This window comes from Mucilaginibacter sediminis (genome assembly GCF_051903035.1).
Classification (GTDB): Bacteria; Bacteroidota; Bacteroidia; order Sphingobacteriales; family Sphingobacteriaceae; genus Mucilaginibacter.
On record NZ_CP170602.1, the window covers coordinates 5,660,915 to 5,673,136 of the forward strand.

Annotated in this window: 8 protein-coding genes; 2 read left to right on the forward strand and 6 right to left on the reverse strand. The window is 41.6% G+C overall.

Going from position 1 to position 12,222, the window contains the following annotated elements; translation table 11 throughout:
• Nucleotides 1-25: 25 nt before the first annotated feature.
• Complete coding sequence (locus ACFGVS_RS23445; RefSeq protein WP_439695793.1) at nucleotides 26-268, reverse strand: hypothetical protein; 243 nt, start codon at nucleotides 266-268, stop codon at nucleotides 26-28.
• Between the two features lie 734 nt (nucleotides 269-1,002).
• Between ACFGVS_RS23445 and ACFGVS_RS23450 the strand changes: the two genes are divergently transcribed.
• A complete protein-coding gene (locus ACFGVS_RS23450; protein WP_439695794.1) occupies nucleotides 1,003-2,751 on the forward strand; it encodes a response regulator in 1,749 nt (582 codons plus the stop codon).
• A 294-nt stretch (nucleotides 2,752-3,045) separates the two neighbouring features.
• Here ACFGVS_RS23450 and ACFGVS_RS23455 read toward each other — a convergent pair whose 3' ends face one another.
• The 5 genes from ACFGVS_RS23455 to ACFGVS_RS23475 form a co-directional block, all read right to left on the reverse strand.
• The gene (locus ACFGVS_RS23455) at nucleotides 3,046-3,549 is read right to left on the reverse strand and encodes a hypothetical protein (protein WP_439695795.1); all 504 of its coding nucleotides are present in this window, start codon (nucleotides 3,547-3,549) and stop codon (nucleotides 3,046-3,048) included.
• Nucleotides 3,550-3,995: 446 nt separating this feature from the next.
• A complete protein-coding gene (locus tag ACFGVS_RS23460) occupies nucleotides 3,996-7,160 on the reverse strand; it encodes an SIR2 family protein (protein WP_439695796.1) in 3,165 nt (1,054 codons plus the stop codon).
• A gap of 1,331 nt (nucleotides 7,161-8,491) precedes the next feature.
• The gene (locus ACFGVS_RS23465; RefSeq protein ID WP_439695797.1) at nucleotides 8,492-8,656 is read right to left on the reverse strand and encodes a hypothetical protein; all 165 of its coding nucleotides are present in this window, start codon (nucleotides 8,654-8,656) and stop codon (nucleotides 8,492-8,494) included.
• Between the two features lie 40 nt (nucleotides 8,657-8,696).
• On the reverse strand, nucleotides 8,697-9,146 hold the full coding sequence (locus ACFGVS_RS23470; protein WP_439695798.1) for a DUF6934 family protein: 450 nt from the start codon (nucleotides 9,144-9,146) through the stop codon (nucleotides 8,697-8,699).
• 1,589 nt (nucleotides 9,147-10,735) lie between these two features.
• The gene (locus ACFGVS_RS23475; RefSeq protein ID WP_439695799.1) at nucleotides 10,736-11,011 is read right to left on the reverse strand and encodes a hypothetical protein; all 276 of its coding nucleotides are present in this window, start codon (nucleotides 11,009-11,011) and stop codon (nucleotides 10,736-10,738) included.
• A 233-nt stretch (nucleotides 11,012-11,244) separates the two neighbouring features.
• Here ACFGVS_RS23475 and ACFGVS_RS23480 point away from each other — a divergent pair, with 233 nt between their 5' ends.
• Nucleotides 11,245-12,198 carry a hypothetical protein gene (locus tag ACFGVS_RS23480; RefSeq protein ID WP_439695800.1) on the forward strand — a complete coding sequence of 318 codons (954 nt, stop codon included), beginning with the start codon at nucleotides 11,245-11,247 and terminating at the stop codon, nucleotides 12,196-12,198.
• Nucleotides 12,199-12,222 lie beyond the last annotated feature (24 nt).

The window sequence follows — 12,222 nt, forward strand, 5'->3', positions numbered from 1 at the left end:
AAATTGTTTTGAGTGCTATCTATTATCAAACAGCCGTAATCAGCGCAGCTCCGGCTTCGTCGATGTGTACGCGGCAATCGGCAATAGAAATATGGTGTTTGAATTTGCCTATGGGTTCAATCCAATCGCGCGAGGTAAAAACAGGGGCCTGGATGTTTACGGATTCTACCAGGATCTCTTGGCCATCCAGCACCAGCCGCCAGCATTTGTCATGGCCGTTGCTTTCGGTATTAAAACGGATTTGGGCAAGGTTAACTTGTATATTCATTGTCAATAGGGGTATTGTAAATAATGATGTAGAAACGCCTGGCTTTAAGGATTATTATTTTGACGGATGGGGCGTTACCAAATTGTTACAAAATCTTGTTTACAGCCTCCGCAGCTCAAAATTCAACATATCATGGTAGGCGCAAAGGATTTATCGGGAACCTTTGTATTGGTAATGAATAGCTGATAGATCCTTCGTACTTACCTATGGCAAATTGAAAGGCGGAAGTCATCCTGAACTTGTTTCAGGATCCCATAGGACAGGTAGCCGACATGTTGTACACCTTGCATTTGGGGTGCTAAAACAAGCATGACATTGGGGGATTAAATCGTTGTCATTCCTCCTTCATAATTTACCTAAATTTGATAACTACCCACGACATATTGGGTTTTAGACAAACATTGGCTTTGAACGCCGGCTACGACTCACCCCGGCTACGCTACGCTGGCCGACCCTCTCTCCGGCTTACGCCGCAAAGAGGGTGAAGCTCAATTTTGGTTTTTCACCCCTCTATGCGACGCAGTCGGAGAGAGGGCAGACGGGCGCAGCCTCGTCGGGGTGAGTCGTCGCAGCCATGCCCATTCCCATTACAATTTTTCAAGAATATATAAGTACTTTTACAAAGTCAAATACTTGTTACGTACTGTTGTAAGTGCTTCACTTACAACAGGTAAAATTCTTTTGGCAAAATACAAACATCACATTTAATCAAAGCAGCAGGCCTGCTTACCCCTATGGATAAAATTACCGATAAATACCATCAGCCGGTTAATGCGGGCGCTACGCGCCAGGATCTTTTGTTTGATTTAAAGGAAGTATCCAAACGCACTTACCAGCTGGGGCTTTCGGCCTTGTCGCTGGGGGTGTTTTTGTCGGTTTATGATGCCTTTATCGGCATGTATGTGTCGTCATTTTTGCTGGCTTGCTTTTGCCTGGCTATTTTAATGTTTGTGGTATTAAAATGGCAGGATGCAATTAAAGACCTTACCATCTCCATATTTTCGGTCATCTGCGGGTTGTTGGTGTGCCTGGTGCTGCTTGAAGGCTTGCAAACCGACCAGTACCTCTTCTTTTTCCCTGCCCTGATAGCCGTACCGCTGGTTGTCGACCTGAAGCATAAGCACGCCAAAAAGCCCGGCATTTTTGTGGGTATCATGATTTTTGCTTTTGTTGCCTGTATTGTTATTGGCAATTACGTACCTCCGCTGGCCAGTTTTACACCCGGCCAGGCAGCGCGGCTGGCCCTGGTTAACCGCTTTACGGCGCTTGGCTCAACTATTGTGCTGGCGGCGTTGTACACGTTTTTCGAAAAAAAGTATATCGAAGAGATTGTTACCCAAAGCAACCGGGTTATCAATACCAAAACCCAGTTCCTGGCCACTATGGGGCACGAGCTACGCACCCCCTTAAACGGCATCATCGGTATTGTAAACCTGCTGAAACAGGAAAACTCGGCCACGCGCCAGGCCGAGTATATCAGCATCCTCCAAAACTCGGCCGACCATATGCTGCAGCAGGTAAATGATATCCTCGATTTTAACAAGATAGAAGCCGGCAAACTGGAACTGCACCCCGTCACCATAAATTTAAGCAACTTTTTGCTCAACGTATGCCTGCCCTTTAAAGTGCTATCGGCAAACAGCAATGTGGAGGTACTGGCCGAGATTGACCGGCAACTGGATACCCTGGTACTGGCCGACGATATGCGCCTTACGCAGGTGCTCAACAATATTTTTGCCAACGCCCTTAAATTTACCGGCAACGGCTACGTAAAGCTAAAAGCCACCTGCCTTAAAAAAACCGACAAGCAAATAGCCGTCGACTTTGTGATTGAAGATACCGGCATCGGCATTGATAAGGCCGACCAGGAAAAGATTTTTGAGGGCTTTTGGCAGGTGTACCACGAAGGCACCCGCGAGCTTACCGGCACCGGCCTGGGCCTTACCATTTGCAACCGCATATTGCAGATGATGGGGTCCAAACTATCGCTCGAGAGCGAAAAAGGCATGGGCAGCAAGTTTTCGTTCGGTTTAACGTTTAGCATTGCCGATGCGGCGCCGCTTCCTATACCGCTAAAGCCCGCAGCAGGCAACGGCGACCTTAAACTGCTAAGGGTACTACTGGCCGAGGACAATAAAATAAACATGATGGTAGCCAAAAAGGCCCTCACCAGCTTTGGCGCCACGGTTGATGCCGCCTACGATGGCATGGAAGCCCTGGCCCGGCTGGAAGATTTCCCCCACTATGATGTGGTACTGCTCGACCTGGAAATGCCGGTAATGAACGGCTACGAAGCCGTGTTCGAAATTAAAAAGAAATACCCGCAGGTACCCGTTATCGCCTTCACCGCCTCGCTGGTAGACCAAAAAATGCTTGCCGACCTGCTGGCCAGCGGCTTTAACGATTGCATCCTGAAACCCTTCAACCCGCAGCAGCTATCAACCGTTATTAAAAAACATACGGGGATTAAGGAAGGGGTGTAGGGTGATTTCGGATGTCGGATGTTCGATTTCGGATTTTTTATTTTAGGATTTAAGAGAGCCTGGCCCGTGCGATTCCCTCCCCTGGGAGGGTAGGGAGGGGTTTCTCCACCCTGCAAATCCCAGTGTTATCACTAAACAAAAACGGTGTCATTTCGAACGAACCAGAAGGGGCTTGCGCGCAAGAGGTGAGGAGAAATCTTTAACGCCCTGCATTCCGATAGGCTGGTTGTGATGCAGGGGGGCACACTCCGGTATTACCGGGGCGGCAGCGGGAATACTTACGGTAGCGATGGGTTAATCTGTTTTTTGTAATGTAGCATATACCTCCAGTAATTTATCCAGCTCGGCCTTTGATTTGCAACTGCCAAAGGCGTGTATGTATGCAGGCCAGTCGGTGCCGCTGTTGCTTTTGGTAATTAGTTGAACCTGGTATTTACCGTTGCAATCATTAAGCGTCCAATTCTCATTGTTGCCAAACAAGTAAGCTTTGGTTTTCTGCTCTTTACAACTGTCATTTGCGGCAGGGAACATGGCAGGGTTGTTACCCATATAAAAGCCGCCTTCAAACCCTGTTCTATTGGTAGTATCGGCGGGATAAAAGTAATAAACCGAAAAATCTGGACCCTTACTTTTTTTAATGATATAACCAGCCGGCAACCCGATGCTGTATTTTAATCCGGGTATTTGTTTCGTGGTCAACGTTTTTTTAAAGGCGTTATCGGGCAATTTATGAGCGCCGGGTTTGCAGGCAATTAATGTAAATAATAGATAAATAATTGTGATTTGGTACTGCTTCATTTTGTTTAGGTATACAAAGCCAAGTTAATGTAAATTATGGATAGCCCGGTTGCCGAGGGAGACAAATTACCTGTCGCTGGCCATTTGTTTTCTGTCCCCTCAGGTTCTATCAATGAGGAACTTAAGGGACGATGCCCGTTGTATCCAAATAATTCATCGCCTGGTATGCCGCCTCAGGGTCCTTTTTCAAAGAGACCCCGAGGGGACAAAAGGGAGTGGTAATATCGAATAATGAATTTTGAATGTCCAACATCGAAGTTTTTCTTTCATTATTCGATGTTGGGCGTTCGGTGTTCGATATTTAAATCCTCCTTTTTCTGTCCCCTCGGGTTCTCTCAACGAGGAACCTGGGGGACGATGCCCGTTGTGTTCAAATAATTCATCCATCGTATGCCGCTCAGGGTTCTTTTTCAAAAGGAGACGAGGGAACAAAAATCGAAACTTTTCTAAGATTCTATTTTTTCTATCAATTCTGCTCTTATTCCTTTGATAAAAAAATGTAACTTAATTTTAAATTGATCACCAGCTTTTGGATGAAATTTTAAATACGATTCTTTCATAAGTCTACATCTCAATTGCAACTCTGAAACCTTCAAGTTTGTAAATCCACGTTGCGTATTGAAAATTAAGCCTGTGAAAATGCTTTGAGACCCATCTTCCTCAATCCACAATTCATGTAAATCAGGATTAAATGAAGTATCCATTGAAAATATATTTTGTACATTTTCATCTGCATAATTAAAATTGCGATTGTAAGATTCCGCTATGTACGAGTAAAAATAATACCTGAGGGTTTCATACTTGCGAAAATCGTATCCTCCTTTTACTAGTTTAAAGAACTTAGATCTATTATCGAATACATTTAAATTTCTTCCATAGTATTTAAAAAGCAACTTGGCAACCTCATCATTATGGGTCAAGCTTTCAAGTTCCGCTATAAGCTTAATTGATTCGTTTGTTTTTTCTTTTTCTTGTAAATAGTTATACTTTAAAACTAATGAATAAGGTCGCGTTTCTTCACTTTCATATAATTCGTCTAAATATTCTTGCATAGAAGTATTTGACGGACTGGCTGCTGTTTCTAAATGTTTATAGTACTTATATTTGAGTTTAAAAATTCTGTCAACATTTTCATAGACTGCATTTACAGCCCAATCCAATAACTCTTGAATTTTAATATGTAGTAATAAAAGATCGTTTCGCTCGGAATCTATGTTATTTAACACCCATAATTCTAAGTTAATATAGTCAATATAACTGAAGGAACTTCCTGGATCATCTAAACGTTTTATTTCGAATAATTCTCTCGCTTCTTCAATATTAACAATTGTATTGGGATAGTTATTTTGATCAAAATATAGCTTAGCCAGTTCATAATGTAAAACAGCTCTTCTGTGAATCAATTTGCTATTACGGTAATCTAAAAAACCCTCGGCAAATCTGATTTTTTCGATGCCTTTTTTTATTGCAGACATGTTCTTTCTAAGCTGCAAATTAATTGCGTAATAGAGCACAAAATGTGGATTGCTCTCAAATATTTTATCTGCTATATCAAAGAGTCTATTTATTTTCTCGTGAGATAAAACATGGTCATCTCTAATTGCTTTTATGAGATTTACAAAAAGTTGTGCATTAAAATCATTATCTACTAGGTTTTCGACTACCCTCTTTATTTTATCGTTCAGCTGATCTTGCGTTTTTAATATTTTTTTTATCAAATGTTGAGATATGATTGAATGCCGTGTTCTAAAGTATAAGTCGGGTGTTAGCGCGGTATCCAGATATTCTTGTATGATAATACCCTTTGAATCATATTTTAGCACCTCATTGTCGAAGTCTGTCCAGTTTTTAGAAACTAAGCGCATCAATAGTCCTGACGGCATAAGTAATTTATATTGATACAGAATTGACGTATATAAAAATGCGTCTTTTGCCGTTTTAGATAATTGATGATAGGCACTTAGAATTATATCCTCAAAACTATTATTTGTAATTAAGGATATTAAAGATATAAATGTGTCGCCGCCAAAATCTGATGTTATTTGATTTACAATTTTCTTTTTCTCCGAAACATCGCGGAAATGAACCAAGTTCAATTGATCGAGTTTGCTTACCAATTCTGTTGCCTCAATGTTGTTTATTTTAGAATCAACGTTAATGATATGTGTATTTTTGTATTGGTAGTTTTTAAAAAATCTAGTTAATATATTTTCTCTTATGGAAACAATAAAATAAATATTAAACATTGAAAATTGTTCAATACTAACTTTATTTCTGAAGTCCATTAATTCTTTAAAGCTACTGTCAATCTCAATTTCGGAATATGTAATAAAAATTAGCTTGGCGAAAGTCAATGAGAATAATTCACCAATATCTTGCGGGCGTAGTAAAGAAAGATCCTGAAATTCAAAAGCCACGCAGCTAATTGTTGCATCCGTAGTTAGACTATGTAATAGCCTATAAGCAAATGTTGACTTACCGGTGCCAAAACTTCCTGTTAGAAATATTACAGGTACTATTTTTTCATGATTTTTATTTATCAAGTCTAATACCTCTCGTTTCACCGTGTCAAGTTTTCCTGATTTTACGACATCAATGTTTTTTCTAACGATGTCGTACGACGGCCGCTCTCCTTGATAGAATTGTACCGGATTAGCTGCAGGCAATCTTGATGTGTCACTTAATTGAATTATATTATTACCTAAAGCAAGTTTAAGTTTAGAGGGTAGGCTAATACTTTCGTTATTGATATTCTTAAATGCAATTGACTTTCTACTTACGATTGTAGCCGCGTTCTCCTCCTCCCAAATTTTGTATTTCTCTAATAGTGTTTGTACGTCCTGTTTAATTACAAAAATCCCCTGTTCTTTTAAGAAGTCGAGTCGTCCAAGTTGAATAAAGGGATCGAAGCAGATTATTGGCTTTTTGTATCTGTAATTAAAGCTATCGAAATATTTAAGAATATAATTAGAAACATGGTCTGTGAACGAGTAACCAATCGTCATGAATTTGGCATCTGGTGGCAAATCTGACAGTGGCTTTAGCGTAGCGTTGTAAAATTTTTTGGACGATAGGAAGTCTTTACTGGAGAATACTAAAGGGTACTTGTTTTTATTGCTAATGCAGCCATTTAGTTTTGTGTACCTAATATGTGAATTCGTCAGTTGGGTATGTGTTTCTGAGACATTACGAACAACTTTGACTTTTCTGTTCTCATGTGTTGTATTTTCGATTTCGTCGAAAGCCCGCTCTAATATTAAATCAACATTCGTTGTTATAATTTGATTCCAATTTGCTCCTGCGATAATTTTATGTGACTCTGTAGGGGTAAGCTTGTTCAAAACCGAAACTATATAATTATCGAAATCTTCTCGATTAAATTTGGGGTTGGCACTTATAATATCTGTAAATTCAATTAGATCAGATATGCCCAAACTTACACCGAGTTTGTCTTCGTAATAATCAATGAGCGAGCGCCCAAGAAATTGCATTTCCGTTACTGATGCGCCCGCCCCTAAAAATAAGGTAACGTCGCCCTTTTTTATCGAGGGGAATAAGTCATCGTGTAAATATCTACGTAAATCTTCGTTATCGTCTAAAATGTGATCCATGTTTAAGGTCTTAGTAAAATTGGCGACCTCAATGTATGAAATAGTTAATGATAAAGCCTAATATAAAAATAAAGATGTTAAGCTAGGCCTTTGCTGGTTTTCCAAACCGCACTTTGTTGGAGTTGCCCTCTAACAAACTCGTTACCCTTTATGTTGTAGCAGGAAACCGATGCATCATCCGCAGTGGCATAAAATCGGGTCGGCGAACATTTAAAACCTCCAGCCTATTGATGTTGTTACCGGCCAGTATACGGACAGCCAACACACACACATACAAATATTAAAGTCATTTCACATGCCGATTTTGTTGGCGACAACGCCAACAAAGTGCAAACAGTTGATATGACGTTAATAATCAATGATTTGAGGTAAATATCATTCATATTAATCAACATTCTCGAGAATTACTAACATGTGTTTAATTCATTGATTATCAGCATTTAAAAACTAAACCTAATAAATTGCTAACATTTAAACATTAACATTCCCCTCTAAATCGTTAAACGAAAGATATTTTGATAAAATATCAATACACTATGTTGATGGATTTAGTTTTACATAGACTTAATCATCCAGTATCTTTACAAATAGAAAAGGAGCCGTAAAGCCCCTTAACTGCAAAACTGAAGGTCAGCCAGCAAAGCTGATTGAAGTACAGACTAAACATATCACAGCAAATGTTATGGTGAATCTGGGAAACCTCAAAGGTCTGAACTTTGAGGTTTCTTTTATTAGTCAAACTTACCCTATCGTTATCACTTATCCAAGGGAAGTTTTAATTGGGTTGTTAACGGCTACTAACCATTTGCAGATGCAATTGTTAATCATATTGCAATAATCGCAATACCCTCGATTTTGGCGCAAATGTTGCGAGGCAGCCTGCAAATTAGGCTACTTGTGCCTTTATAGTCGAAAGCATATCGTGAAGCCCAGGTTTGGCCAATGCCAAGGTTTCTTGCTAAAACATTTTAGCACTATAGCCATCTTTTGAAAGACCAATACACCCCTTAATAACCTGCACGAAGATCAGTACAGCTTGTATGTAGTTTAGCCCCTACGCAAAGTTCGGCGGCTGATATGTCACCCTTTCAGGGCTGTGTAGCCGGATTGTTTTTGAGTACGGCGCTTGTTTAGTACAAGACATCGTTTAAAAGAAATCCGTCTATTACTGCCGAACGGGAATTTTCAGAATATAATTAATGGTAATGATTAGATTAGAATATACTTATCCGTCAGACAGATCGATAGGTTTGCTATAATTACAAATGCCACTAAAAAGAGAAAAGGCCGGATTAAATATCCAGCCTTTAATTTATAAACCGTCAAATACGCTATTTCTTTTTTTTGCCCGGCAAACCAATCCTTTGAATGGTCTTGGTGGCTTCCTCGACCTTTTTTACCACGAAAGGATCATTAGCATGACTTTTAACCTGGTCGCTGACAGTACCGGCACCAAATCCTTTTTTTACAGATAAGCTATTTGTTATCGTTGCCATTTTATTTCCTTTTCTTCTTTAGTTATCCAAATTTAATCAATTATATACGCTTTACCAAAAAAGCATCATAATTATAACTGTTGGGTTCAAAATCCCACCAGTCGTTATCTTTAAGTCCGTACACCTCAAAATCTATACTGATTTCTTGCCATAAGCTTGTTATACCCATTTGATAAAGCCTTGTACGGGACGGCGTACTGCCTTTGGCATAGATGTAATGGTTACCATGATGGTTACAAAACTCCGCAATAGTGTTGGCTACAGTGGCCAATACTATATCTCTGTCCTGATTATTACTAATTACGGTATCGTCCAATTCTCCGGTATCGGTATTTAGATCGCCAAATGCTAAATTATAAATAGCCGGGTTGGTATTTGGGATACGGGAAAAAGTAACCATTTTACTAACTCGTCCATTGGGCCCCTCGCTATAAAATTCATAATCATGATAATCATTACTGTTAAAATATTGATAGCGTTCTAAATTCATTTTATGGCATTCCGTAAATAATCGGTTTTAAAAATAATATTATTTAGCCGGTTTCTTTGTAACTGTAGCTTTGCTCTTTATTTTTTTAAGCTACCCTATTTTAGCACAAGGTATGCGCGGCTGCTTGCAGGTTAAGTCACTTGTAACAGCCCTCCCGCGGCCATGAGCGGGCCGGTGTTGTAGTTTCTACAAAGTGTTTTCGTAACCCACAAAACGTGAAGTAAAGCATAGCACTGGCTTAGTGACATATTTTGCTAAATCGTTCCCCCGAAAGCAAATAGTTCATTAACCCCTCCCTGCCTTTGCCCGCATTGCTATCGCGCCCCTCCCGTGGGGAGGGAATTGGGAAAAGAGCCTTTGGGATTCGAAAGGGCATCGTGTTCCTCAAAGTGTCGGCAGAACAGCTTCGGGCGAAAACGGGCAAAACAATGCGGGGTGGTGCGGCTGCAGGGCATAGGAAGTTTTTGCATGCGCGCGGGAAAAGGAGCCTCGGGGCAAAATAATTCCAGCCCAGGTTTTGCCCGTTTTGCAGGGCAGAGGCCAGGAGCGCTAAGCATTTCTGGTGACTTGAATTATTCGCTGTCGTTTGTTTTTTATAGGTGCTCATTATCTCGCTACGCTCGGTCTTTTGGTCCTTTTTGTTTCAAGACAAAAAGGACTAGGCCCTCCCGCGGCCATGAGCGGGCCGGTGTTGTAGTTTCTACGAAGTAATTTCGTAACCCACAAAACATGACGCGGAGCAAACAATAGTCTTTGTTTTGCTAAATCGTTCCCCGGAAAGCAAATAGTTCATTAACCCCTCCCTGCTTTTGCCCGCATTGCTATCGCGCCCCTCCCAAGGGAGGGAATTGGGGAAAAAGCCTTTGGGATTCGAAAAAGTTCTCGTGATCCCCAAAGTGTCAGCAGAACAGCTTCGGGCGAAAACGGGCAAAACAATGTGGGGCTGTGCGGCTGTAGGGCATAGGAAGTTTTTGCATGCGCGTAGGGGAAAGTGCGTCGGGGCAAAATAATTCCAGCCCAGGTTTTGCCCGTTTTGCAGGGCAAAGGCCAAGAGCGCCGAGAAGCATTTCTGCTGACTTGAATTTTTTGGTCCTTTTTGTTTCAAGACAAAAAGGACTAGGCCCTCCCGCGGCCATGAGCGGGCCGGTGTTGTAATTTCTACAAAGTATTTTCGTAACCCACAAAACATGAAGTATAGCGATGTTGCTGGCGAAATGACATGGTTTTTGTTTTGCTAAATCGTTCCCCCGGAAAGCAAATAGTTCATTGACTCCTCCCTGCCTTTGCCCGCATTGCTATCGCGCCCCTTTAGGGACCTACTGTGTGTACACATCTTTAAAACAAAAGAAAATGTCATTTCGAACGAGGTACGAGGAGAAATCCTATACGTCATGCATTCAACCACGCAAGTTTGCAAGCATGACGTATAGGATTTCTCCTCACGCCAACGCTCAATGCCCGCCCCAGTTCGTTCGAAATGACATTTTTCTATTTGTTGATAAGTTTCCAAAAGATGTGTACACACGGTAGCCCGGCGGGAGGGAATTGGGAAAAGCAAATTCGGAATTCCCGGATTTTACAATTTATAATCACATAGAATTATATACCCCGCAGCCTGCGTTAGGGATGGCAGCGGATACCGGCCCGGCGCCTAAGGCCGGTGTAGTATGAGCGTACAGCCCGGGCCCCGTTTCTACCAACGGGGGCAACGCCCATATGATTTTTTTTATGGTGTAAGTTTGGTGCCATAACGGTGCCGGTTTGGTGCTGCGGCGGGTTGGTTTGGGATGTTTCGGGGGTGCCGGAGGTGGGGCAGAAGTGTTGCTATTTTGGGCTTTTTCCTGTTTTAAGTGTGAAAATAACACTTAATAACCTGCCAAAAACTGGTCGTTTTTTAAGGAAATTACCGGTTTGAATTTGTGTGCTATTTTTGTGTTTTTTTGGGAACTTTTTGAAACTTTTTTGGATATTTCTACACCATTTTAAAGCTTTTTGTATCGTACATAAAAATCGGGGCGATGGAGGGTTTTTAAAACCAACGCCGGTTTTGCCCGGCTATTTTGTTATATTAGCGTCGCAACTATTTTAACCATTGCCCTTGAAAAACAAGCTGATTTTTGTACTGGTACTCCTGCTGGCATGCACGGCCGCCCATGCCAGTAAGCCACACGCCGATACGGTGAAAACCGGGGTGTACATTACCAGTATTCATGACATTAACTTTAAGGATAAAGAGTACACCATTGACCTTTGGCTGTGGCTTAAATACAAAAACCGCGACTTTGATTTTGTGCAAAACCTGGAGGTACCGCAGGCCAAAACGGTTACTAAATCGTTTTCTACCATCGATTCGTCGGGTAGCAAGGTGTACCTGCTCATGAAACTGCAATGTGTAATGAAGGATTCCTGGGCCATTAATAATTTCCCTTTTGATAAGCAGAAACTGCGCTTCTCGATAGAGAATTCGCAGTTTGATTCGCACTCGCTGATATTTGTGCCCGATACGCTGGGCAAACATTTCGACCCCCGTTTTACCCTGCGCGGCTGGCGTGTTGACAGCCTGGGCATAGCCGCCGGCATTAAGAAATACGAAACCGGCTTTGGCGATACCACATTGGCCAAACCCCATACCGAATACAGCAACTTTAAAGTTACCCTAAAAATTGCCCGCGACGCGATGGGCCTGTTTTGGAAGATGTTCCTGGGTATGTATGTGGCCTTCCTGATAGCGTATATGTGTTTTTATATCCACACCGATAGCATCGATTCGCGGTTTGGGCTTAGTGTGGGCGCACTGTTTGCGGTAATTGGTAACAAATACATCATCGATTCGTCGCTGCCCGAGTCGACTACTTTTACGCTGGTGGATACGCTGCATGGCACAACGCTGTTTTTTATACTCTGCATTATTATTTGCACCGCGTACTCGTTACGGCTGATTAAAAAAGAGCAGGAGGCCAAAGCCAAACGTTTTGATTTTATATGCGCACAGGTGCTGCTGGCGGTTTACCTGCTATTGAATGGCTGGTTTATATACGGTGCTATTGATTGAAGTTCTGCATCTTGAGTCCGAAGT